Below are 24,009 nucleotides of genomic sequence, written 5' to 3'. Positions count from 1 at the left end.
CGTTACCGCCGGAGCCCCCACTTCCGCCGGAGCCGGCGCCGCTACCCCCGCCACCGCCGCTGTCCGGGCGGGCAGCGGGGCCAGCCACGGGCGCCGGAGTGGCCGCGGTGCGACCCCACGCGCCGCGGGGCCGTGCTGCCCGGATACGACAGCGTTCTCGGCGGTCACCGGGGGCGCCGGCGCTCCATCACCCCTTGTTGATCGCGATCTTCGTGGGCTCCTGTTCGGCCGGTGGCTCGGGTACCGGGATCCGGACTTCGAGGATGCCGTCCCGGTAGATCGCGGTCACGTCGGACTCGGAGACTCCGGGAGGCAGGGGCAGAGCCCGGCGGAAGCTGCCGTAGCGCAGCTCCTGGAGTTGGAAGCCCTCACCCTCGGTCTTCTTCTCGATCCGCCGCTCGGCCTTGATCTCCAGCATGCCGTCGGAGACCGAGAGCTCGATGTCCCGCTCCGGGTCGACACCCGGGATCTCCGCTCGCACGACCAGCGTGTCCCCATCGCGGTACTCGTCGACGGGGATGACGTCCTCACCCGGCGATTCCCCACCCAGCCCGAAGGGCCGGCGTCGCCCGAGCGAGTGGACCCACTCCTCGAACAGCCGGTCCATGCGGTTGAACAGGGTTCCCGGCTGCGCCGTGCCCTTGTCCCGCTGAAGGAAGGAGTCCATGGCTCACCTCGCACTCGTGGTCCCGACGCCACGGACCCTGCCTGCTGTGCGGTCGGCGCTCCAGGGCCCTTCGGCACCTCACCGTCGTCCTGTCGGGCCTCGCCGCACGCGTCGGCACGCCGTTCGGCCCGCTGTCGTCGCTCCGACCGGCTACTCGAACCGAGAGGTGTCCCCGGCCCCTCGGCGCACGATCTCGGGTTCCGGCTGCGACAGGTCGATCACGGTCGTCGGCTCGATGCCGCAGTCACCGGAGTCGATGACCGCGTCCACCGCGTGATCGAGCCGCTCCTTGATCTCCCAGCCCTGGGTCAGCGGCTCGTCCTGGTCGGGCAGCAGCAGGGTGCTCGACAGCAGCGGCTCACCGAGTTCGTCGAGCAGCGCCTGCGTGACGGCGTGCTCCGGGATCCTGACCCCGACGGTCTTCTTCCTCGGGTGCAGCAACCTGCGCGGCACGTCCCTCGTCGCCGGCAGGATGAACGTGTAGCTGCCCGGCGTGGACGCCTTGACCAGGCGGAACACCGCGTTGCTGACCTGGACGAACTGGCCGAGCTGAGCGAAGTCCCGGCACATGAGCGTGAAGTGGTGCCGGTCGTCGAGATCGCGGATCTCCCTGATCCGGTCGAGCCCCTCCTTGTTGCCCAGCTGGCATCCCAGGGCGAAGCAGGAGTCGGTCGGGTAGGCGATCAGCCCGCCTTCGCGGACGAGGTCGACGACCTGGCCGATCGCACGCCGTTGCGGATTGTCCGGATGCACATCGAAGTACCTCGCCATGCGCTGAGCCTAGGATCATGCGGGGGCGTCGTGGGGCCGCGATCGGGCGGGAGTCACCGGTCGGCGAGGCGGGAGACGGTCCGGCGTCAGGCGCTGTGGGCCGCAGCGGGAGCCGAGCGCTGGTGCTTCGCGTACCACCGCCGGCCGTGCCAGCGCTGCTGGTGCCACGCGAACAGCGGCAACGGCCCGGGCGGGGTCAGCCAGTACGAGGCGGGCGGCGGGACCGGAGTCGCGCGGCGCAGCGGCAGATCGGCCAACACCACCTGCGGCTCGGGGGTGGGGGCCACCGCGAGGGCGGTCCCGTCCGCCGCCCAGACGCCGGTGGCCGGCACGTAGCGTCCCCGGTAGTTCAGGGGCAGCCCCGGCATCGGGCAGGACACCTCCCCGCTGTGCGAGGCGTGCACCACCGGAGCCCCGACGTGCCGGGCGAACCGCCCGGGCGCCTCGGCCGCACGTGCGGTGTTGGCCGCGTCCCACGCATCGAAAACCCGGCGTGGCTGCCAGCTCGGCACCGTCCACCAACCGCTGCCGCCGAGCACCACGTCGACGCGGCCGGCGAGGCGCGTCACCGTCTGCCGGCGGGTCAGCTCCCAGCACACGGCGAGCCCGATCGTGGTGCCGTCGACGTCGACCACGCCGTCGTCGGACCCGCCGACGTACAACGCGTTCTCCCACATCGTCGGGAGATCCTTGTCGTGGCGCCCCCGGATCCCGGTACCGTCCACGAGCAGAACGGCGTTGCGCACGTCGCCGTCGTCGTCGCGCACCAGCAGGCTGCCGCTGAGCAGGACGTCGTGCGCGGCGGCCCACTCCTGCATCGCCCGCACGGCGGGTCCGTCGAGCGGCTGTGCCGCCGCGGCGACCGCCGGCAGGAACGCCACGCCGCTGGTGAAGAACTCCGGCAGTGCGATCCACTCGGCGCCGTTGCGCGCCGCCTCGGACACGAGGCGCTCCGCCTGGGCGAGGTTCGCGTCGACGTCGCCCAGCACCGCCTGCATCTGGACGGCGGCGACCCGCCGCGCATCAGGCCGATCCGTCGTGCCCATGCCTGCCCCCTCTTCCGCCGAAGGCCTGAATCTTCACAGCCTGGGCGTTCGGCACAGCAACCGGGTGATCGTCTCGTGCCGCGGACCGGCGCGGCAGGGCCGGTCCGCGGGAGCCCGGCCGAGAAGGGCATCGCGCGACCGATGAGTCCTGCGTCGCCACGGAGGTCCAACCGGTACGAGCCCGAACCAGAACCCGACCCGAGGTCGGAGATGGCTCTCCGGCGCCACCGATCGAGCGGTGCCGGACCGAACCCCGGGCCGCCGTGGGCGGGAGGCCAACGACGTGGGATCGGCAGCCGTCCGGCCCTACATCGGGCGAGGTCGGCCCTGCCGGCTACGGGCGCCGGTAGCATCCGGCGCGTGCCCCCCGCCGGGCGTCATCGTGCCGTGCCACGCCCCCGGTGGAGCCATCTCGCGGTGGCCGCCGGGACGGCGGCGCTCACTGCCGGAATCATCTCCACAGTGGCCTCCCCCGCGCCGCCGAGTGCCGCGCCGCCGAGTGCCGCGCCACCGAGCCCGGCATCTGTCCTGGCCTCGCCCGCCGCCACCTCCACCAGCCCGGCGGCCGCGCTGCCGGTCGGGTTCGCGGAACCGGCGGTCGGTGCGCGCAACCTGCAGGTGACGGCGCTGATCAGCAAGACCAGCGGTGGCGTCAGCGTGACGATCGCCGGGGTGAACATCGGCAACGAGCCCGTCACGGTCGTGCCGAGGGATCTCGGCCCGACCGGTCTGACCTTCCGCGGCGCGTCGGTACCGATGAGCGATCCACCTGCCGTGCGCAAGAGGCTGGTGCCCGGGGAGGCCATCGTGTACGCCTGCACCGTCGAGCTTCCCGACATGAACTCGGGCACCCTCGCGTTCACCGTCGCAGGTGTGCCGATCAGCGGCCAGGCGGCCGGGGACTGAGCCGGCGAGGGCGCGTCGCTCCCGCCTCCGGGCAGGCCGGGCACACCGGCGGCGTCGTTTCCTCGTCGGGCGCGCGGTGGCGCCTTCCACCGGGTAGTCCGCAAGCATGGAGCTGTTCGACACGGTGGTGGTCGGCGCCGGTTCGGCCGGGAAGTACATCGCGGGGGATCTGGCCGATGCCGGTCGGTCGGTGGCCCTGGTGGAGGCACTGCGGATCGGGGGTGAGTGTCCGTATCTGGCCTGCATCCCGAGCAAGGCGATCCTGCGCAGCGCCCAGTCGCGAGACGATGTCCGCCGGCTCCCGGATCTGGGGGGCAGTGCGGTGCCGTTGAACCTGGACGACGATGCGGATGCCTACCGGCACGCGGCCCGGCGGCGCGACCGGATATCCGGGTGGCGGGACGACACCGACGCCGCGAGAGGCCTGGAGGAGCGTGGGGTCACGGTCGTGCGCGGCCGCGGCCGGATCGGACCCGCCGGAGTGGTCGAGGTGGGAGAACGGGAGCTGCGGGGCACCGACATCGTGGTGGCGACGGGCTCTCGGCCGGCGCGGCCGCCGATCGACGGACTGGACCAGGTGCCCACCTGGACCAGCGACGAGGCGCTCTCCGCCCCGGACCGGCCGGACTCGCTGCTGATCGTGGGAGGCGGCGCGGTGGGCTGCGAGCTCGCCCAGGCACATGTCGCCTTCGGCGCGCGGGTGACGCTGGTGGAGACGACCCCGAAGTTGCTGGGGAACGAGGAGCCCGGCGTCGCGACCGTCCTCGCCGAGGTGTTGCGCGACCACGGGGTCGACGTGCGGCTCGGAGTGGAGGTCGACCGGGCGGAGCCCACCCCGGGAGGGCAGGCCCGGCTACATCTGTCCGACGGGGCGGCTGTGGACGTCGAGCGGGTTCTGGTCGCGGCGGGCCGGCAGCCGGTGACCGACGGGTTGGGGCTGGACCTCCTCGATGTGAAGCTCGGTGAGCGGGGTGAGGTCGGGATCGACGACCACTGTCGTGTCGAGGGCCAGCGACACATATGGGCGGCCGGGGACGTCACGGGCGTGGCTCCCTTCACGCACACGGCCAACTATCAGGCGCGGATCGTCGTCGCGAACCTGCTCGGCGGGGACGCGGCCGCCGACTACCGGGCGATCCCGCGGGTCGTCTACACCGAGCCCGCGGTCGCCGGCGTCGGCCTCACCGAACAGGAGAGCCGGGAGCGGGGGATCGACACGGTGACCGCGGTGGCGGACCTGTCGGACAGGCCCCGCCACTCGACGGCGGGAACGGCAGGAGGACGGCTGGTCCTCACCGCCGATCGGGAGCAGAGCGTGCTGATCGGCGCCGCCGCCATCGGCCCGAGCGCCGACGAATGGATCGGCGAGGCCACATTGGCCATCCGCGCGCAGGTACCGCTCGCCGTCCTGGCCGACGTCGTGCACGCCTTCCCCACCTTCTCCGAGGCCTACGCGGTCCCCCTGCGAGAACTCGCCGCCCGTGCGCGCTGACGGCCCCCGGCGGCGTCGGGCCGACGGCTACGAGGTCGTCGTCGACGCGGCCTCGGCGGAGCTCTCACGGAGCGCGGGCCGCGGCGAGAACCGCGCCGTTCACGAGGAATCCGGTGACCATGTCGGGCCTCTCGTCGGTGGGCAGCAGGGGTGCGGCCGTTCGTGACGAGTTGGATCGTGCGGTGAACCGCCGGTGGCGGCCGGGCGTCACCGGTCGGCTGGCAGGCTGAGGCGGCTCAGGGGCCCGACCGGGCCCGGGATCCCGAACAGAACAGGAGCGTCCATGTCTGCGCCGGCACCCGACGCAGTGGCCGTGGTGGGTTCGGGCGCGGTCGGCACCACGCTCGCCGCCGCACTCGCCGAGGCCGGCCATCCCATCGTGGTGTGCGGCGGGACACCACTCGACGCGATCACGCTCACCGACCACCGGGGCGAGCGGCGCTATCCGGTTCGGTGGGCCGAGCGTCCCGCCGATCTGCCGGCGGCGCGCTGGGTGCTGCTCGCCACCAAGATCCACCAGACGTCGTCGGTGCTGCCGTGGTTGTCCGCGCTGGCCGGACCGGACAGCCACGTGATCGCCGCGCAGAACGGCGTCGACCACCGCGACCGGCTCTCCCCCGTCGTCGACGGCGCCGTCGCGCCCGCGCTGGTCTACATCAACGCCGAGCGCACCGGCCCGGGTGCCGCCCGGGCCCGGCTCACCGAGCGCGAACTCGTGCTGCCCGACGACGCGGCCGGACACTGCGTCGCGCGCCTGTTCGACGGCACCTGGGTCCGCGCCGAGATCGCCGCGGACTTCCGCACCGCCGCCTGGCTGAAGCTGCTCACCAACGCCGTGGCCAACCCCGTCACCGCGCTGACCGGGCGCCGCATCGAGGTGCTGCGCGATCCCGCGGTGGCCGAACTGGCGACCGACGTGCTGCGCGAGACGGTCGCGGTCGGGCGGGCCGAGGGCGCGGTGTTGCCCGACGAGTGCGTCGAGCAGACCCTACGTTGGCTGCAGGGACTGCAACCGGGCAGCACCTCGTCGATGCTGCAGGACCGGCTGGCCGGCCGGGCGCTGGAGTACGAGGGGTTGACCGGCGTCATCGTGCGGCTCGCCGACCGCCACGGGATTCCGGTGCCGGCGAACCGGGCCCTGCTGGCGTTGCTCGGCGCGCTGGAGTGCGGGGCGGGCTGACCCGGGGGCCGCGCAGGGATGTGCGGGTCAGCCGCTCACGGAGCGCGCAGGGTCGAGCCCGGGACGGCCGCGAGCAGCGCGGGCACGTCGATCGGCCCACCCAGAACCATCCGGATCATGGTCTGCGCGACCTTGTCGGGGTCGTCGCGATCGGCGTCGATCCACTTGTACACCCAGCTGGTCATGCCCAGCAGGGCGTGCGCGGCGTGGCGCGGGTCCACGTCCGGCAGGTCGCCGGCCGCGACGGCGCGCTTGACCACCGCCGCGATCCGGGCGACGTAGGTGCGCTCCTTCTGCCGGATCTCCTCTTCGAACGCGTCGTCGAGGCGTGGCCGCTGGTCGAAGAACACCGCGAACAGGCTCGGCTCGTCGGCCACCATGCGGACCTGGTGCGCGATCAGCGTGGCCAGTTCCTGGCGCGCGTCGGCGATGTGGGACATCTCGTCGAGCTGCTGCAGTGCGAGGGTGATCGCGCGGTCGAAGATGAAGTAGAGCAACTGGGCCTTGCTGCGCAGGTAGTGGTAGAGGCTGGCCTTCCGCAGGCCCAGCTCGGCTGCGACGTCGTCCAGCGATCCCGAGTCGTAGCCGCGGTCGTGGAAGACCCTGGTCCCGGTCTCGATGATCTCCTCGAGCCGTTGCCGGTACTCCGGCGACGGCTCGGTGAGGCGCGGTCGACCAGGACGTCGACGTGGCACCTCTGCCGGCTCACCCGGATGGGCTGGCGGAGTCATCGGCCTTCTCCCTGCGCTGTCGTCGCGAGGCGGATCTCGCGACGACAGCGCCCCACTGTAGTCAGTGCCCTCGGAGGGGCTGTTCGCGCATCGAACGCCTGATCATGGACCGGGGGCCGCCCCGGGGGCCTCCCCGGGGAACAGTTCCTCGGTGTGGCCGACGTAGCCGAGGGCGAGGAAGAGATAGGCGTCGGCCATCTCCAGGGCGCGGGCCACGGCCGGGCTGAGCGCGCCCGCCTGCTCGGCGAGCAGCCGGCGACGCAGCGCGACGAGCCGTTCCCGTTGCGCGTCGGCCTCCGCGCCGAGCACCGAAGGCACCGAAGGCGTGCCTGTGCCGGTCAGGTCCGTGGTCGTCATGTCCGTCGTGGTCATGCCCGTCCTCCGAGCGTCGCGATCGGCCGTTCGCTCGCGGACCGGCTGTCGAAGATCCGCTTCGTCTTGAGCTCGTAGCGCGGCAGCGCACCCGGGGCCAGCACGTCGGTCTCCAGCCGCACCCCGATGTTGGCGCGCAGGTGGTCGGCGAGCCGGTCGGCCAGTACGCCGCTGCCGTCGACCACCCCGGGCCCGGCCTCGACCTTCACCAGCATCCGGTCCATGCCCTCCACCCGGCTGATGTGCAGCTCGTAGTGGTTGGACAGCCCCGGGACCTCCCCGATCAGGTTCTCCACCGCGGTCGGGTACACGTTCACACCGCGGATGGTCACCATGAAGTCGGCCCGGCCGAGCACGACGCCGGGCAGGTGCTTCCAGGTCCAGCCGCAGCCGTGGTCGGGCGCGGTGTCGATGCGCACCAGGTCGTGTGTGCGGTACTTGATGAACGGCTGCGCGAAGTGGGTGTAGCTCGTGATCACGTGCTCGCCGACCTCACCGGAGGCGGTGATCGGATCGCCGGAATCGGGATCCACCGAGTAGGAGTGGCAGACGTCCTCCACGGCGTGCACCCCGCCCGCCCACTCGGCGCAGGACTGCCCGATGAACAGCGCCTCACCGACCCCGTAGGCGTCGTAGACGTGCTCGACGCCCCAGGCCTGCTTCAGCTGCTCGCGGGTGGCCGGGATGGAGAAGCCGGCCTCACCGCCGCCGGCGACCATCTTCACGCCGGCCTCGCGGATGTCCAGCCCCTCGCGCTGAGCGATCTCGGCCAGGTGCAGCAGATAGGTCGGGGTGCCGCAGACGATGGTCGGCCGGCGCTCCAGGATCTGCCGGACCCGCTGGGCACCGGACGCCCCGCCGCCGGAGATGATCGTCAGGCCGAGGTTGCGGGCGCCCCAGTAGTAGCTCCAGAGCCCGATCCACATCCCGAAGTCGAAGCAGAAGTAGATCGAGTCCTTCGGCCGGATGCCGTGGTCCCACAGGCCGTAGCAGTACTGGGATCCGGCCTTGTGCATCTCGTAATGGGTGAACGCCTCGTTGAGGAACCGGCCGGTGGTGCCGGTGGTGTGGAAGTACTGCTGCCACCGGTCCGTCCCGAGCGCGACGCCGCCGAACCCGCTGTCACCGCTCTCCTGGTCGGCCACGTAGTCCGGTTTGTCGGTGAAGGGCAGGCGGTGGTGGTAGTCGTCCCAGGTTCTGATGTCGGCCGGCTTGACCCCGGCCGCGTCGTAGATCCGGCGGTGCAGTGGAGAGTTCTCGTAGGCCCAGCCCACCAGGTGGCGGATCCGCTCCAGGTGCAGGGCGTCGAGCTGCTCGCGGGAGGCGGTCTGGGTCGCGGCGTTCCAGTGGTGGTGGTCGGTGCGGTGCGGGATCACGGGTCCTCCTACCGGCCCTGCCAGCTCGGGGCGCGCTTGTCCAGGAAGGCCTGCGCGCCCTCCCGGTGGTCCTCGGTCGTCTTGAGCACGCTCTGGCCGAGCCGTTCCAGCCGACGGCCGGTCTCGGCGTCCACGTCGGTGCAGGTGTTGAGCACGAGCTTCGCCATGCCCAGCGCCAGCGGGGCCAGTCCCGCCAGCCGGGCCGCCATGGCCCGGGCCGCGTCCAGTGCACCGCCGTCGGGCACCACCTCGGTGACCAGCCCGACTTCGCGGGCCTGCGGGGCGCGCAGCGTTCCGCCGAGCATCACCAGTTCCTTGGCCCGGCCCAGCCCGACGTGGCGGACCAGTCGCGAGCACCCCCCGGAGCCCGGGATCAGGCCCACCTTGGCCTCCGGCATCACGAACCGGGCGCTCTCCCCGGCCACCCGGAAGTCACAGGACAACGCGAGCTCGAAGCCTCCACCCGCGGCCACCCCGTCCACCGCGGCGATCACCGGCAGCTCGATGGCCTCGACGGTGTCGAAGACGTCGTGGATGCGGCGGGCGTGGGCCCGGAATCCCTTGGTGCCCAATGCGGTCAGGTCACCCATGCCGCCGACGTCCTCACCGGCCGAGAACGCCTTCCCCGCGCCGGTGATGATCAGTACCCGCAGCGTGGGGTCGAAGGCGGCGTCGTCGACGGCGTCGCGGAGCTCCTGGCGCATGTCGGCGTTCCAGGAGTTGAGCCGGTCCGGGCGGTTCAGGGTGAGGACGCGGACCCCGCCCGGCTCGTCGTCGACGGTCAGGTACTGGTAGCCCATCAGGCACCGTCCCGGGCCAGCGCGACGGTGGCGACCGGGGTGCCGTCGGCCTTGCGCACCTCGACCCCGTCGTCGGTGGGCACCACGGTCAGCTCGTCGCCCGGGAACACCGGGGCGGACAGCCGCGCCTGCGCGGAACGCAGCGCCGCGGGGCCGAGCTGCTCGACGACGGCGTCGAGGGCCAGCGCGACGGTCAGCGGGCCGTGGGCGATGACCGAGGGCAGGCCGGCGCGCTTGGCGAACTCCTCGTCGACGTGCACCGGGTTGAAGTCGTTCACGGCGCCGGCGTAGCGGGCGATCTGCACCCGGCTGACCGGACCGCGGGTGGCTTCGTGCAGGCGCTCGCTCATCGGCTGCCTCCCCGCTCGATGAAGGTGATGGACTGGCGCTGCACCGGTGCGCCGTCGAGATCGGCGAACTCGGCGACGACGATCCCGAACTGGTTGGCGCCCTTGGTGTAGACGTCCTCGACCACGACCCGGACGCGCACCCTCTCGTCGGGGACGAAGGCCCGATGCCACTCGTAGCCGATGCCGGCCAGCAGGGCCCGCGACAGATCCAGGCCCAGCCCGTCCACGACGGTCGACTCACCGCCGATGACGGCGCCGAAGTAGGGCACCAACGTCGCGGTGTCCCCGGCACTGGGCGTGCCGATCGCCTTGTCCATGGCCTGCAGTGTGGCGGTCGAGACGCTCAGCTCGTCCTCGATCAGCGTGGTGCCCTTGGCGTCTTCGCGCATGTCTGCCTCCGTCGCAGCGCTGCCGACATCAACCCGGCCATCACACCACGAATTTATTTGTCCGACTAGTCGGTTGACTTATTCTCGGACGGCTGCTTACCTCGGAGCGCGGGCCGGCCCCGCCGCCGGGCCTTCACAGGGAGGAGTCGCCGATGAGCGTCACGCAGGCACCGCAGCGGGTGTACCGCGAGGGGGACCCGGACATCCCCGAGGAGTTCCGGGGCCTGTTGATCCGGATGCTCAGCCATCACCTCGAGAACTCCACGAACCCGCACTACACCGAGTTGCTCAACTCGCTGTGGAGCAAGTGCATGACCCTTGCACCCACCGAGCGGCTGAAGACGACCTTCGCCAAGCTCATGGCGCAGGAGGTCGAGCACGGCGTGATCACCGCGCGGATCCTGGAAGGTCTCGGGGTGGGCCCGATCGACGCGCCGATCAAGCAGTACCTGTTCCACCTGCCCATCGACACGTTCTGCGACCTGGCCTACTTCAACGGCCTCGGCGACCGGGTCGGCTGCTACATCGGCGAGACCTGGGAGGGCGTGCCGTACGAGCCCCTGCTCTCGGTCGCGGAGCGGTTGCACAAGGACGAGGTCTTCCACGCCACGCTCGGAATGAGCAACCTCAAGCGGGTCTGCTCGACGCCCGAAGGGCTCGAGGAGGCCAACGAGAAGATCAAGATCTGGTGGCCCGCCGCGCTCGACATGTTCGGCCGCTCGGACTCGAACTTCTCCGACGCCTACGTGCGCTGGGGGCTGCGCACCAAGAACAACGAGGACCTGCGCCAGGACTACATCGCCGACACCCGGCCGATGCTGGAGGCGCTCGGCATCCGCGTCCCGGACGACACCGCCAACCGGCGCTTCCTCTAGAACCATGAGCACCGAATCCCCAGTGGGCACCGGTACGGATCCCGTCATCGCCCGACTCGCCGGGGTCCGCGACCGGGGCGGATGGCAGGTCCGGACCACACGACCCGACCCCCGGGTGGCGATGTTCGACGTGGCGCTCTCGGACTACCGCGAGTTCTTCTTCGTCGCGGTCGGAGAGCGGTCGGTGTCGGTCACGATGTACGACACCAGCGACGAAACCTACCCCGAACCGCAGACCTTCACCTTCGCCAAGCCCTACGGCTGGCGCACGGATCTCAGCGACGACGAGGCGCTGCTGCAGGTGTGGCAGGCCGTCGGGGTGCAGCGATGAGCGAGCGCAGCGAGCGAGTCGCCGAGACCGCACCTCCGCGAAGCAGGCGACCGGGCGCCGGAGAGGGACCACGATGACCAGCTTCACGGTGCGCGGTACCCGCAACGGCAGCCTGGTGCACGTGACCTGGACCGACGGCGAGCTCATCGGCGACCCACCCACGGTGGACCTGCTGCTCACCGAGGCCGAGATCGTCGAGGTCCTGCGCGACGACGACCGAGCCGCCCGCGCCTGTCCCGAGCTCCGCGATCTCCCCGCCGAGCCGCTGGCCGACCCGATCGGCGCGCACCGGCTGATCACCTACGTGCTCGACAGCGTCCGGGAGACCACCGGGGACGTCCCCGCAGCCGGGCGGCGTCCGACGTAGCATCCGCCCACGCCCCGGCCGGCTGCCAGGATCTCTGTGTCGACGCCGCCGACCGCAGGCGCCTCGGCCGGTTCCGGGCGGACCCCCTCGGCCTGTCCTACGCCGGTCGGGGTGACGGGATCGCCGTCCTCACCGGACCGACGCCCGGCACACGTCGTGGATCAACGAGGTGCCGGAGCCAGGGTCGTCGGGAACCGGTTGCACATCGACGTGCACGCGGAGTCGGTGGCCTGACTCGAGACCCTCGGCGCCACGATGGTCGACGACTCGCCACCCTGGACGGTCATGGCCGACCCGGAGGGTGGAGAGCTCTGTGCCTTCCTGCCCTGACCGCCGTCGCTGACCTCCACTACGGCAAGCAGATGCCGCTGCCGCACACGGCGTCCTCAGTCGATCCGCGGGTCAGGATGGCTCGGCCGATCATGCTCGCCCGCCAGTCGATCGAGGCACGCTCCGCCTCGGCCTCGCCCGGACGACCGCGCAACGTCCACAGATGCTCGGCCCGCCGCCACGAGGCGCCCCGGGACAGCTCGGCCACGAGGCCGACGACGTCGTCGTCGACGGCCCCGCCGGGTCCACCCCCGGGCTGTTCCCCGGCGTGGCGGCGCAGCCGTTCGGCGAGGACGTGCGTGAGTGTCGTGAAGTCCTGGCGCTCGACGGCGCCGGGCGGCCGATCGAGAACGGTGGACGTGCTCACCAGCGCGACGGCCAGGTCGTGGTTCACCTGCGCGTTGACGCCGGCCAGCGCGAACCGCACCGGCGCGATCGAGGCGACGGCTCGCCGTTCGAACAGCACCCGCCACGACCTGGCGACCGTGGCACCGAGAGCGTCGTCCCGGACGGCCCGCAGGTAGCGCACCATGAGCTGCACGTCCAGCACGGCGGCGAACTCCGGATCGACGAAGGAGCCGGCGGCCAGGCCGTCCAGGACGTCCCTCGTGACCTCGGTGCAGAGGTGATTCACCCGGGCGATCCCGTCCTCGTGGCGGCGCGACCCGTGCGACTCCACCTCCGTCTGCAGCAGCACCAGGAGTTCGAGGACCGCCTCGACCGTGGCCGGCGCCGGGACCGCGGCTCCCCGAGCTTCTCGCACGGCGTTCTTCCCAGCGACAGCCACGCCCGCCTCCTCGCGCTCTCCGACACCTACCGCCGAAGAGCCGGGCCGCCGCCCGTCTGATACCGCGTGCGGGTCGGCCACCCGTGAGGTGGCCGTGAGAAATACAGCGTCGCGGGACACCCGGATAGGGCGTTGTCCGGACGCGTACGACCCCGGAGCGGGTCGACGCTGGTACGCGCTCGACGACCCGCACCCGCAGGGGCCGCATCCTCGCCGCCCTGGTCCTGAGGGAGTTCCCGATGCCCGTGCTGACCCCGCCCCCCGCCGCCACCGCTCCCCCGCAGGCCCGGCCGGTCACCGATCTGCTCGAGGCGGCCGGGCGGGGCGACCAGGACGCCTGGACCGAGGTCGTGCGGCGCTACAGCAATCTGGTCACCGCGGTCGTCCGCTCGTTCCGGCTCCAGGAGGCCGACGCCCGCGACGCCGAGCAGCGCACCTGGCTGCGCCTCATGGAGAACCACGACCGGATCCGTGACCCCGGACGCCTCGGGGGCTGGCTCGCCACCACCGGCGCTCGCGAGTGTCTGCGGATCCTGCGCGACGCCCGCGGTCTCGTCGCCGCATCGGACGTGGACACCGTTCCCGATCCACGGACCGACATCGAGCAGCAGGTGATCGACGCGGACACAGCGGCACGCCTGTGGGGTTTCGTGACGCTGCTGCCACCGCGGCGCCGTGCCGTGGTCCGTGCCCTGTTCGCCGACGAGCCCGCCCCGTACGCCGACATCGCACGGGCCACCGGCATCCCGATCGGGAGCCTGGGGCCGACCCGGGCCCGCGTCCTGCACCAGCTCCGCCTGATGCTGGACGATCCCGCACGCCCGAACGGCCGGAGCGAGCGGCTGCATCACCGACGCCGGCCGGCCTCCCGCTGACCGTGGCCACGCAGGTCGGGCCGCGCCCGGTACAGCACGGTGCTGGCCTGCACGCGGCTGTGCACGCCGATCTTGGCGTAGATCCGGCTGACGTGGACACCCACGGTCTTCTCGCTGATGAACAGACGCTGCGCGATCTCCCGGTTGGTCAGACCGCAGGCCAGCTCGGTCAGCACCTCGAGCTCCCTGGACGTCAAGGCTCCCAGGTCGTCGTCACCGGGCACCGGCGGGCGCGGCTCGGGGACCGGAGCGACCGGGCCGTCGTGGCACTCGTCGGCCGGCGGGCCGGCGAGGCTCACCCGGGCCCGCTCGGCGAGCTCGGTGATCTCGGCGAGGAACGGTGTCGCGTCCATTGCGCGCGCGGCGCTCTCGGCGCGCCGCAGCTCCTGGGTGCCGGCGGCCGAGCGAGCCCGCAGCGCGAACAACGCCTCGGCACGCCGCAACCGGGCATAGGCGGTCGGGTAGGGCTGCTGCTGCCGCTCCCAGATCTCGGCCACCCGTGCCCACCTGTCCGGATTCGAACGGCCGTCGGCCCGCGTGTCCTCGGCCGCGCACATCTCGACGAAACCCAGCACGACGTCGCGGATCGCCGGCACCGAACGACCGGCCCGGCGGGACAGCTCTCCGGCGTGCCGGTGCAGCCTGGCGGTGACGGCCGCCTCCGCGCGTCGCATACCGAGGCGGGTGAGCTCGGCGCGTGCCCGTGCCCCGTGCCAGACCAGCGGGGCGACCAGCCACACGTCGTCGGAGCCGTGTTCCACGAGGTCCAATCCGGCACCGACATGGTCCAGCGCGAGGTCCGGACGGCCGAGCCACATCTGCAGACCGGCGCGCAGGGTGAGCAGCGGGATCCGGTAGCGCGGGCCCGCGGTACTCGTCGACAGCACCTCGACCGCCTCGAGGTCGTCCTCGGCTTCGTCGAACCGTCCGCGGCCGATCGACAGCCGGCAGCGCGACAACCGCAGCCCGAGCGCCTCCGCCCCACTCGGCGCGAGCTCCCACGCCTGCTCGATCGCCGTCTCCGCCTCGTCCCACCGGCCCAGCCGGAACAGCCCGTTGGCCACCAGCGAGAGCAACCCGACGCCGGCACTGCGGGCCAGGCCGAGCTGCCGGACCCGTTCGATGCCGTCCCGGGCGACCTCGACGCCGCGCTCCAGCTCGTTCAGCGGCCCGGAGAGCAGCTCGACCAGGTTCAGATAGGCCCGCCCGATGTCCGGCGGGATCGACGCCCGCTCGGCCACTGCCAGCGCCTCGACCAGCGCCGCCGACCCTGCGGCCGGATCCTCGAGGTAGGCCAGACTGAACCCGAGGTTGGCCAGCACCCGGGCCTCCTCGGAGGCGAGGCCGACCTCGCGCGCCAGTGCGAGCGCCCGCTCCGCCACGGTGCGCGACGCGGTGAACTCGCCGGCGTGCAGCAGCGCCGCCGCGTGCCCACTGAGGACCTCGGCCCGCTCCCGCTCGGCGCCCCGCGCGGGAAGCAGTGCGGTCGCTCGGCTGAAGGCGTGCGCGGCCTCCGCGCCGCGCCCGGCCGCCACCAGGTACTGCCCCGTCCGGGCGTGGAGCAGTGCGCCGGTGAGTCCGTCGGTCTCGCCCGGGTCCGCCAGCCGTTCGGACAACAGCGCGACCGCTTGATCGTGATCACCGGCGAGGTGCGCGGCTTCGGCCGCTCGCTCCAGGCAGACGCCCCGCGGGACCGCGACCTCCGCAGGCTGGACCCGCCCGGCGAGCTGGGCTGCGCGTAACCAGTGGCGGTGCGCCTCGGCGTAGCCGCGCACCCGGTCGGCGGCCTCGGCCGCCGCGACGGTCGCTGCCAGCGCCCGTTCTGTGTCGCCCGCCTGCTGCCAATGATGGGCGAGCCGCGCGTCGATCCCCGGGAGATCCCGCGCCCAGGCGTTCTCGAGCGCAGCGGCGTAACGCCGGTGCAGGTGGATCCGCTCGCCCGGGAGCAGGTCGCGACTGACGACGTCGGTCATGAGCCCGTGCCGCAACCGGTACCCGTCCCCGCCGGCGTCGACCATCACGACACCGTGGTCGACGCTCTCGCGCAGGGCGTCCAGCAACTCTGGCTCCCCCTGGTCCACGACCGCCGCGAGCAACGGGTGCGACAGCGGGCCGTCGCTCACCGCCACCGCGCGGACGACCCGCTGCGCGGCCGGGGACAGCGCCGCCAGGCGGGAGAGCACGAGGTCGCGGAGCGTCTGCGGAAGCGCGAGCGGATCGCCGTCGAGCGCGGCCCGCAGGGTCTCCTCGACGATGAAGGCGTTGCCCGCGGACCGCTGCCAGACCAGATCGACGAGGTCGGGCCGTCCCGGGGCCGCCATCCCGACGATCCTCGCCACCGCATCGTGGCCCAGCGGCGCGACCACCTCGCAACGCACCCGCCGGTGGCGCTGCAGCTCCGCGAGCATCGCGCGGACGGGCGATCCGTCTGCCTCGGCCTCGCTGCGGTGGGTCGCGACGAGCAGCACCGGTTCGTGGGTGAGGTTCGCGATCAGGTACGCGAGCAGGTCCCGGGTGGAGCGGTCCGCCCACTGCAGATCCTCGACGACCAGCACGACGACGGAATCCTCGGCGAGCTCCAGGATTACCCGGTGGATCAGCTCGAGGGTCTGCACCCGCTGGTGGGGACCCGCCGGCTCCGCGGTCTGCGCACCCGGGGCGAGGAGGTCGTCGAGCTGCGCGACCCATGAGGCCCCCCGCTCGGCGGCGACCTTCCCTGCCGGCGACCGGAGCAGGTTGCGCAGTGCCGAGGCGACCGGCCAGAAGGGCGGGCTCTCGACGATGTCGATCCCGCCGCCACACAGCACCGTCGCGCCGTCCCGGGCGGCCTGGGACATCAGCTCCTGCACGATGCGGGTCTTGCCCACCCCGGCTTCACCGCTGAGGACGACCGCGGCCATCCGGCCGCCCTGCACCGACCGCAACGCCGTCGTGAGCTTCGCGAGATCGTTCTCCCGGCCGATCAGTGGAGCCGCCGCCGGTCGATCGCTCACCCCGCGGGAGCGTAGTTCACCCATCAATAATCGACCAGGCGGCAACCAGGTGCTCCGGCTACACCGGGAGGAACGGCGCCCTCAACAGACCGAGTCCGATGATCTCCGCGGCGGCGTCCAGTCTCCGGTCCGATCTGGCCCGGGCGCGGTCGCGGTCCCTGGCCTTCCAGATGTCGGTCGCCTCGTCCCAGGCCAGATCCCGGGTGAACCGGACGAGCAGGTCGCTCGCCCGATTGGCGAGCCGATCCCACAGATTCCCGTCCTCCCCTTCGCTGATCAGGGAGCGGAACGTCTCCCGCAGGCCGTCCATCTCCTTCGCGAAGATGTCGTTGATGCGCCGGTAGTCCGCGAGCTGGCGTCGGCCGTCGTCGGGCGGGACCTTCGTCCAGGTCGAGACGAGCGCCAGTGCGAGGTCGTAGTTGACGTGCGCGTTGACGCCTACGGCGGCGAAATGGACCGGACGCACGTCCAGGTCGCTGCGGTGATCGAACAGCACACGCCAGCAGCGCGGCGCCGAATCCATGTCTCTCGCGTAGGCCTGGAGGGCGCGGAAGTACCGCGTGGCGAACTCGATGTCGAGCCGGATCAGGAACTCGGGATCGGCGAAGCCGTGCGAGTCGGCGGTGTCGCCGACGTTCGCGGTGATGATGTGGTAGAGCTTCGAGAAGCAGGCGATCCCGTCGTTCTCCCCCAGCAACGACGTCTCGGCCGCGTGGTCGCGGATCTTCTCCAACCGCTCCAGCACCTCCGGAATGGACCCCGGGTCCGGGGCGGCCAGTTCGGCCAGCCGCTGCGTGCTTCCCGCTGCCATCTCCAGTCCGCCCCCTCCGCAACGCAGCGACGGATCACCCGTCCGCATCCGGATCTCCCACGATCGCCGGGCCGCCCGTTCCGCTCAAGGGGGCAGATCTGCGTACTGGAGGCGCCAGAAGAGGTGGTGTAGGGCGCGACCTCCGGGCACCGCCGGACCTACCGGTTCGCGGGCAGCGCGCCCGTCCGGGTGAGTAGATCGAGCACCTCCGGGAGATCACGGAATGCCCGCGAGAGGTCGTCAGGGGTGGCCACCCGGTGGGCGTTGGCGGCGATGTAGGAGCGGATGGCGTTGTCGAAGCGTTCGGGGCCGACCTGGGCCCGGGCTTCGAGGAACACCGCGGCGCCCTGCGCGTAGACGCTCTCGGTATACCGGTCGAATCCGCCGTTGGCCGCCCAATAGGTCATCGGGCGTCCCATCTCGCCGGTGCCACGGCGAGAGATGCCGGAGAGCTCGACGTCGCCGCCGCCGGCCCTGGCGAGAGTTTCTCCGACGGTCGCGAGAGCTTCGTCGAGCCACGGGTCGGTGGCCTGGTTGTTGCCGACCAGGGCGTAGAACCACTGGTGCGTGAGTTCGTGGGCGATCAGAGCCGCCAGTTGCCGGCGCCGGGTGTCGGCGAGCTGCAGCGCGGCGGGGAACTCGGTTCCGTCACTCTGGCCGGGGGTGATGGTGATCCAGAGGTCGGGGTAGGGGAACGGGCCGAACACACCGGTGAGGGCCGTGATCGCCTCGCCGAACTGTGTGACCCAGGTCTCCGGGTCGACGCGGGTTCCCGTCTGCGGGGTCGCCAGGTGCAGGCGGACACCGCCGACGTCACGATCGAGGATGTCGTAGCGGCCGACCGCGACAGCCACATCCCGAACCGCCGGAGCCAAGAAACTGTGGACCGTGCCCGCCGGGTTCATGGCCGCGCCGACCGCGGTCCCGGTGCCCATGACACGCAGGTCCGGAGGCGCGGTCACGGAGAGGTCGCGCAGCACGAAGACCTCGCTGGTGGCCGACTCCCCGTTCATCGGCACCGCCGGATCGCGGGCCCAGCCCTTGCCGCGGACCCAGGCCAGCAGGGGGAACCCGGACCCGATCCAGGCTGTGTGGCTGGCGGTCGAGTAGCCGATCCGCTCGTCGGCGTCCACACCCAGGGTGACCCGGAAACCGAGCTCTGCGTGCACCGACTCCCCCGGGTTCAGACATCGGGTCAACGGGATCTCGATCAGAGTTCCGGGTGCGCCGGGCGGGGCACCCGCGGCCGTTATCCGGGCGGTGGTGGGGCGGCCGTCGACGGAGGTGTCGGTGACGGTGAGCGCGGTTCCGGTCCGCGCCATGGTCGGTGTGTTCGGCCAGGCCCGGAACACCAGTTCGCAGACCGGCAGGTCGGGGGTGAACACGACGGTTTCCCGGCCCTCGGCGGTCCGTAGATCCGGGGCGACGGTGAAGGCCAACTCGACGACCGGGCGCGCCGGCCACAACGCCGCCTCGTAGATCGCCGGACCCGGTGGGGGCGCGGGGCCGGGAGCCGGAGCACAGGCGACGAGCCCGGCCAGCGCAAGGACGAGGACGAGGACCCACACCGTGCGGACGGGACGACGGCCGGGCGCCGTCGTGCGGCGGGGACCAGAGGGTTCCGACGGGAGCGGGCGAGGTCGGGAAGAAGCGGTCACGGTGCCATCAGAGCGTTGACGAGGTCGTCACCCAGGTCCTGAGTGGGTCCGCTGTAGACGAGGTTGGCCTCGTGATACCAGTCGGGGGGCGCTTCGGGGTGGGGCCCGCACAACCCGACCTTGCCGCGCCCGCGGGGCGCGACGAGTGCGGCGATCGAGCCGTTGGAATAGGTCGCCAGCACGGTGACGCTGGTCGAGCGTTTGGGGATCATGAAGCCGCCGTCCTGGAAGTACATCTGGCGCGTGGTGCCGCGCCAGATGATCGGAATGACCGCGGGATCGGAGGTGCGTACCGACGCCCCGGACGACGAGTAGTACTCCTCGACCCGGCCGCGGAAGAGGTTGAAGAAACAGGGTTCGGCCAGGAAGCCGCCCATGCAGATGCCCAGATAGCGACCGCCGTCGTGGACGAACTCGCGGATCGCGGCCTTGTCGCGCTTCTGCCTCTTGTAGGCGGCGTGATCGTCGCCGTCGGCGCCCGGCTGGGCGTAGAGCCGCACGCCGGGCTGCTTGAGCGCTTTGCGCACGGACATGGTCCCGTTCGGCCCAGCGGTGATCACGTCGAAGTTCCAGCCCTGGGCGGCAGTGAGCATGGCCGCCACCGCGGCGGTGTCGTCGCCGTCCGCGGGTCCGGTCGAGTCGTCGCTGTAGACCACCGCGACCGGACGCGCCCCCGCGGAGCCGGTGCGGAGGTCAGCTTTCCGTGCCACCGCAGTTCACCTCCATGTTCTGAGTCGTCACGGCGCGAGCCGACGCAGCGGGCTCTGGAGCAGTGGTTCGGGCACAGGCAGCGGGATTGCCCATCCACTTCGTGCGCGGTGGGGCGTCCACGCCCTTCATGAGATAGGCGTCGGCGGCGAGTTCGGCTCCGTCACCCATGGTCACGCCGTAGTGGACGAAGGCTGCGACACCGACGGTGCAGCCGGCGCCGATCCTGCTGTGGTCCGACTTGAACAGACCGTCCTCGAGCGAATGGCATTGGATGACGCTCCCGGCGTTGAGCACCGTGTCATCCCCGATGGTGACCAGGCTCTTCTCCGGGATCACGCAACCGTCGTCGAAGACCCGGCGCCCGATCCGGACGCCGGCCAGTCGCCACAGCAGGGTGTTGAGCGGGGTTCCGGTGAAGATCGGCGTGGTGTACACCTTCCACAGCCGCTCGTGCTCCCAGAAGTACCGGTCGTAGATCGAGCAGGACTGGGGATGCAGGGCACCGAAACCCAGGACGGCCCGTTCGAGGAGAACGGAATAGGCGGTGCCGAACATCGCGATGAGAACGATCGCAACCGCGATGGCCCATTCTCCGAACCGGTAGTAGAGGTCCGCTCCGATCCCGATGAGCAGGAGGACGGCGAAGAACCGCACCCACCACACGCAGAGCACCATGGCGATCGTCGCGGCGTTGTGCCGGTTCTTGGCCGACAGCCGGCGGCGCAGCTCGCCCGGGTCCTTGAGGTGGTCGAACTCGGCGCCGCGGGCGACGGTGCGCGGGATCTCGAAGGGTGGCGAGCCGAGCAACCCCACGTTCTCCCGGATCGGCCCGTCGACCGGGACCATGACCTTGGTCGCCAGTAGACAGTTGTCGCCGGTCCGAGCGGCGGCAGGAAAGGCGATGTTGTTCCCGAGGAAGTTTCGCTGTCCGATCGAGACGCGCGACACCCGGAACGATGTGCTGGAGACGTCGACATTCATGATCGACAGCCCGTCGGACACCATCGTCCCCGTGCCCACCGTGCTCAGGTACGGCGAGTCGTACCGCATTTCGGTGCCGAAGTTCGACCCGGTCTGCTCCACTCGCGACAGGTCGAAGCCGAGGGCGCGGACGAAGTGGACGATGAAGGAACTGTCGCCCAGCAACAGCATGAAGAACTGTGAGTTGGTCAGGGTGGTGACGATCGACTGGGCGATGTGGTGGATCCCGTACAGGGAGTACACCCGCCCTGGCCGGACGAGCAGGTTCGGCAGGCGCGCAATGGTGACCATGACTACCGCGCCCATCGACACCGCGCCGAAGAACAACACGAACGACGTCGCCACCGTCGCGGCGTAGAAGATCCAGTCCGACAGCAGATGGTGCCCGGGCCCGATCAACTCGGACAGCAGCGGGACGACGCGGAGCAACGTCACCACGAGCGCGAAACCTCCCGCCGCCGGCACCAGCACGCCCAGCACCTGGAGCACGCTGTAGGTGATCTTGCGTGGGGCGCCACAGCGAGCCGGCGGTATGACCCGGTGATCCACCTGGCTCGGCTCCGCCGGGCAGCCGTGCCAACTCTGGCCCTCGGGGATCGCTTGGCCCTGGTGCAGCGAGGAGGAATGGCCCAGTTGGGCCCGATCGCCCATCGAGGCCCCGATGTCGAGCACGGTCTTCTCCCCGACCAGCACGTCGCGGCCGAGGCTGATCGGGCCGAGCTGCAGAACCCCGGCGACAGCGCGGTAGCCGGTGAAGGAGCAGTCCTTGCGGATGACCGTGCCGTCGCCGATCGTGAGCAGATCGGTGACCACCGGAACGGCCCGGGAGAAGATGACCACGCCTCGCCCGATCTTCGCTCCCAGCGCGCGCAGATACAGCACGTAGAGCGGGGAGCCGATGAACAGGACCATCGGGTTGACCCGGATCAGCAGCTTCACCAGCCAGAACCGGAGGTACGCGAGGCTCCACAACCGGATCTCCCGTGGCTTCCAGCGGCCCACGAGCAGCCACTTCGCCACGATCGGCAGGACGCAGAGCCCACCGAACGTCACGGAGGTGAAGACAGCGGCCCGGCTCGCGATCCCGTACCAGCCGACCCCTGCTGACACCCACCCGTACCCCAGGTGAAGCACCGCACCGCTGAGGTAGACGGAGGCAAGCAGCACCAGTAGCTGCAGTGTTCCGCACAGCGTGTAGGACGCGGTGCTCACGCGGCCGGCCGAGGCACTGGCCTCTGGAACGAGCGAGTGCGCCCGGGCCTGTACCGGCCGGTCGAGGGCCTGTGCCAGGTCGCGGATGGTGGTGTGCCGGTAGAGGTCGCGCATGGACACCGGGGGCAGGTCGGTGTGCTTGCGCAGCCGCGCGGAGAACTGGGCCAGCAACAGCGAGTTCGCGCCGAGATCGTCGAAGAAATGCGCCTGCACCGACACCCGGTCGATGCGCAAGGTGGCGGCCAGGGCCTCGGCCAGGACCCGCTCGGGGCCGGTGCCCGCGGCCACGTACGCGCCCTCCGCGCCGCGGCGGCGGGCCGTGGGCGGAGGCAGTCTCTTACGGTCGGCCTTGTCCGAGGTGGTCAACGGAATCACCGCAAGACACTCGAGGTAGGCCGGGACCATGTAGCCGGGCAGCCGCGCACGCAGCACCGCCGAGATCGCCTCCGGCTCCAGCGCGGCGGTATCGCTGCGCAGGCTGTAATAGCCGACCAACTCCACCACACCGGGCTCGGGCTCGTAGGTGTCCACCACCGCGGCGGCGATGCCGGGCACCTGCAACAACACCGACTCGATCTCGGTCAACTCGATCCGATAGCCACGGACCTTGACCTGGGTATCGATCCGGCCGTGGTACTCGATCTCCCCGGCCGGGGTGACCCGGCCCAGATCCCCGGTCCGATAGATCCGCCCCGAGGGATTGCCCGCGATCCCCAGAAAATCCGGGATGAACGCCTTCGCGGTCAGGTCCTCGCGATTGAGATAACCCGCGGCCAACCCGACCCCGGCGATCCCGATCTCCCCGACCTCCCCATGAGGCAGCGCCCGGTACGGATCCTCCGGGTCCAGGATGACCGTGGCATAGGTGGGCAACGGCACCCCGATGGTGACCGGACGGTCCGGATGCACCACGGTCCAGGTCGCCGACACCGTCGCCTCGGTGGGCCCGTAGACGTTGAGGAACCGCCGCCCGGGGCGGTGCCAGCGCGCGATCAGGTCCTGCGGGCAGGCCTCTCCTGAGACGAGCAGGAACCGCAGGTCGGGCAGGTCGTCCTCGATCGTGGCGAGCAGGGTCGGCACGCAGCACATCGCGGTGACCCGCTGCTCGACGAGGAACCTGTGCAGATCCACCCCCAACAGGCTCGAGCCCGCCGGCTTGGGCACCAGCGTCGCGGCGGCCATCCAGGACACCCAGATCTCCTCGACGGAGAAGTCGAACGCGATCGTCATCCCCTGGTACATGCGGTCCTGCGCGCGGACCCCGTACACCTCGGCGGCGACCCGCACGAAGTTGCAGATGCTGGGGTGCCCGATCGCCACCCCCTTCGGCCGCCCGGTAGTGCCCGAGGTGTAGATCAGATAGGCCAGATCCTCCACCGGCGCCCCCCGCTCGGCCTCGGACAACCGCGACGGGTCCTGCGCGGCGATCACCTCGGCCACCCGATCCAGGTAGAGCACGGACGGAACGAGGTCCTCCAGGCCGGGGACGCGGTCGCGCACGTGGATCAGCGACAGCACCAACCGCACACCCGCGTCATCGACGATGTAGGCGATCCGGTCCGGCGGGAACCCGACATCCAACGGCACGTACGCCGCGTTGACCTTCAACACCGCCAACATCCCGACATAGGCCTGCACCGGATCGTCGAACAACAACCCGATCCGGTCACCCGCACCGGCGCCGTGCGCCAGCAGGTAACGAGCCAGCCGATTGGCGCGCGCGTCCAACTGCTCGAAGGTCAACGTCACCGCACCGGCATCCACCGCCAGGTGCCCCGCCCGACCGCCGCTCCGTAACCGATCGCAGTGATCCTCGAAGAGGCGATCGAGCCGTTCGGCGGGCCGCCGGCGAAGGTAGTGCCGGAACCTCGGATCAACGAGAACCCGGTCCGCGAGGGGCGCCGCACCGTTGCTGTCGCGTCGTTGCAGGAGGTGGTCCGCGTCCGGTACCCGGACGCCCATGTTGGTCGACATTCGTTGTTCCGCAGTCGGAGTCGC

22 protein-coding genes and 1 pseudogene are annotated in these 24,009 nt (G+C 71.3%); 8 read left to right on the top strand and 15 right to left on the bottom strand.

The features are described from left to right. Positions 1-187 precede the first annotated feature (187 nt). The 3 genes from HF519_RS16310 to HF519_RS16300 form a co-directional block, all read right to left on the bottom strand. Positions 188-667, bottom strand: coding sequence for an Hsp20/alpha crystallin family protein (locus tag HF519_RS16310; protein WP_211170116.1), 480 nt, complete (start codon positions 665-667; stop codon positions 188-190). A gap of 150 nt (positions 668-817) precedes the next feature. Beyond that, complete coding sequence (locus HF519_RS16305) at positions 818-1,438, bottom strand: L-threonylcarbamoyladenylate synthase (protein ID WP_169413807.1); 621 nt, start codon at positions 1,436-1,438, stop codon at positions 818-820. 86 nt (positions 1,439-1,524) lie between these two features. After that, positions 1,525-2,484 (bottom strand): carbon-nitrogen hydrolase family protein, encoded by a 960-nt coding sequence (locus HF519_RS16300; protein WP_169413806.1) that lies wholly within the window; start codon positions 2,482-2,484, stop codon positions 1,525-1,527. A 387-nt stretch (positions 2,485-2,871) separates the two neighbouring features. On the opposite strand from HF519_RS16300, the gene HF519_RS16295 reads away from it, so the two are divergent. The 3 genes from HF519_RS16295 to HF519_RS16285 all read left to right on the top strand — a co-directional run bounded on the left by HF519_RS16295 (position 2,872) and on the right by HF519_RS16285 (position 6,062). After that, positions 2,872-3,390, top strand: a complete 519-nt coding sequence (locus tag HF519_RS16295) for a hypothetical protein (protein WP_169413805.1) — start codon at positions 2,872-2,874, stop codon at positions 3,388-3,390. Between the two features lie 106 nt (positions 3,391-3,496). Continuing rightward, positions 3,497-4,882, top strand: coding sequence for a dihydrolipoyl dehydrogenase family protein (locus HF519_RS16290; RefSeq protein ID WP_211170115.1), 1,386 nt, complete (start codon positions 3,497-3,499; stop codon positions 4,880-4,882). Positions 4,883-5,165: 283 nt separating this feature from the next. Beyond that, positions 5,166-6,062, top strand: coding sequence for a 2-dehydropantoate 2-reductase (locus tag HF519_RS16285; protein ID WP_169413804.1), 897 nt, complete (start codon positions 5,166-5,168; stop codon positions 6,060-6,062). A 35-nt stretch (positions 6,063-6,097) separates the two neighbouring features. On the opposite strand, the gene HF519_RS16280 is transcribed toward HF519_RS16285, so the two are convergent. From HF519_RS16280 to HF519_RS16255, 6 genes are all read right to left on the bottom strand, one after another. After that, positions 6,098-6,793, bottom strand: coding sequence for a TetR/AcrR family transcriptional regulator (locus HF519_RS16280; protein ID WP_169413803.1), 696 nt, complete (start codon positions 6,791-6,793; stop codon positions 6,098-6,100). A 102-nt stretch (positions 6,794-6,895) separates the two neighbouring features. Next, positions 6,896-7,165 carry a hypothetical protein gene (locus HF519_RS16275; protein ID WP_169413802.1) on the bottom strand — a complete coding sequence of 90 codons (270 nt, stop codon included), beginning with the start codon at positions 7,163-7,165 and terminating at the stop codon, positions 6,896-6,898. Beyond that, positions 7,162-8,541: a phenylacetate--CoA ligase family protein gene (locus tag HF519_RS32930; protein WP_169413801.1), complete on the bottom strand. Its 1,380-nt coding sequence runs from the start codon at positions 8,539-8,541 to the stop codon at positions 7,162-7,164. The genes HF519_RS16275 and HF519_RS32930 overlap by 4 nt, the downstream gene beginning before the upstream one ends. An 8-nt stretch (positions 8,542-8,549) precedes the next feature. Further along, on the bottom strand, positions 8,550-9,341 hold the full coding sequence (locus HF519_RS16265) for an enoyl-CoA hydratase/isomerase family protein (protein WP_169413800.1): 792 nt from the start codon (positions 9,339-9,341) through the stop codon (positions 8,550-8,552). After that, entirely contained in the window at positions 9,341-9,691 is a 351-nt protein-coding gene (locus HF519_RS16260) for a MaoC/PaaZ C-terminal domain-containing protein (RefSeq protein ID WP_169413799.1), read from the bottom strand. The genes HF519_RS16265 and HF519_RS16260 overlap by 1 nt, the downstream gene beginning before the upstream one ends. Beyond that, positions 9,688-10,080, bottom strand: coding sequence for an FAS1-like dehydratase domain-containing protein (locus tag HF519_RS16255; protein WP_169413798.1), 393 nt, complete (start codon positions 10,078-10,080; stop codon positions 9,688-9,690). The genes HF519_RS16260 and HF519_RS16255 overlap by 4 nt, the downstream gene beginning before the upstream one ends. Before the next feature lie 152 nt (positions 10,081-10,232). On the opposite strand from HF519_RS16255, the gene HF519_RS16250 reads away from it, so the two are divergent. The 4 genes and pseudogenes from HF519_RS16250 to HF519_RS33305 form a co-directional block, all read left to right on the top strand. Continuing rightward, positions 10,233-10,955, top strand: a complete 723-nt coding sequence (locus tag HF519_RS16250; RefSeq protein WP_169413797.1) for a Phenylacetic acid catabolic protein — start codon at positions 10,233-10,235, stop codon at positions 10,953-10,955. A 4-nt stretch (positions 10,956-10,959) separates the two neighbouring features. Then, entirely contained in the window at positions 10,960-11,286 is a 327-nt protein-coding gene (locus HF519_RS16245) for a hypothetical protein (protein ID WP_211170114.1), read from the top strand. Between the two features lie 73 nt (positions 11,287-11,359). Further along, positions 11,360-11,653 carry a hypothetical protein gene (locus HF519_RS16240; RefSeq protein ID WP_169413796.1) on the top strand — a complete coding sequence of 98 codons (294 nt, stop codon included), beginning with the start codon at positions 11,360-11,362 and terminating at the stop codon, positions 11,651-11,653. A 246-nt stretch (positions 11,654-11,899) separates the two neighbouring features. Next, a pseudogene (locus HF519_RS33305) lies at positions 11,900-11,983 on the top strand (VOC family protein); the annotation flags it as partial. Between the two features lie 19 nt (positions 11,984-12,002). Here the strand turns inward: HF519_RS33305 and HF519_RS16235 are convergent. Beyond that, a complete protein-coding gene (locus tag HF519_RS16235; RefSeq protein ID WP_169413795.1) occupies positions 12,003-12,770 on the bottom strand; it encodes a DUF5995 family protein in 768 nt (255 codons plus the stop codon). A gap of 239 nt (positions 12,771-13,009) precedes the next feature. On the opposite strand from HF519_RS16235, the gene HF519_RS16230 reads away from it, so the two are divergent. Further along, positions 13,010-13,645, top strand: coding sequence for an RNA polymerase sigma factor (locus HF519_RS16230; protein WP_169413794.1), 636 nt, complete (start codon positions 13,010-13,012; stop codon positions 13,643-13,645). Here HF519_RS16230 and HF519_RS32405 read toward each other — a convergent pair. From HF519_RS32405 to HF519_RS16205, 5 genes are all read right to left on the bottom strand, one after another. After that, entirely contained in the window at positions 13,618-16,638 is a 3,021-nt protein-coding gene (locus HF519_RS32405; RefSeq protein WP_169413793.1) for an ATP-binding protein, read from the bottom strand. The two genes, HF519_RS16230 and HF519_RS32405, sit on opposite strands and share 28 nt — an antisense overlap. Positions 16,639-16,696: 58 nt before the next feature. Beyond that, positions 16,697-17,449 carry a DUF5995 family protein gene (locus HF519_RS16220; protein ID WP_169413792.1) on the bottom strand — a complete coding sequence of 251 codons (753 nt, stop codon included), beginning with the start codon at positions 17,447-17,449 and terminating at the stop codon, positions 16,697-16,699. Positions 17,450-17,607: 158 nt separating this feature from the next. Further along, positions 17,608-19,017: a M1 family aminopeptidase gene (locus HF519_RS32925; protein ID WP_169413791.1), complete on the bottom strand. Its 1,410-nt coding sequence runs from the start codon at positions 19,015-19,017 to the stop codon at positions 17,608-17,610. An 86-nt stretch (positions 19,018-19,103) separates the two neighbouring features. Continuing rightward, positions 19,104-19,817 carry a hypothetical protein gene (locus tag HF519_RS16210; protein ID WP_169413790.1) on the bottom strand — a complete coding sequence of 238 codons (714 nt, stop codon included), beginning with the start codon at positions 19,815-19,817 and terminating at the stop codon, positions 19,104-19,106. Further along, positions 19,801-23,973: a Pls/PosA family non-ribosomal peptide synthetase gene (locus HF519_RS16205; RefSeq protein WP_169413810.1), complete on the bottom strand. Its 4,173-nt coding sequence runs from the start codon at positions 23,971-23,973 to the stop codon at positions 19,801-19,803. Before HF519_RS16205 ends, HF519_RS16210 begins: the two co-directional genes overlap by 17 nt. Between the last annotated feature and the right edge of the window lie 36 nt (positions 23,974-24,009).

Origin of the sequence: Pseudonocardia bannensis (assembly GCF_012911875.1) — a bacterium.
Classification (GTDB): domain Bacteria; phylum Actinomycetota; class Actinomycetes; order Mycobacteriales; family Pseudonocardiaceae; genus Pseudonocardia; species Pseudonocardia bannensis.
The sequence above is the reverse complement of the archived record's forward strand: the minus strand, read 5'-3'. Positions and strand labels throughout refer to the sequence as shown.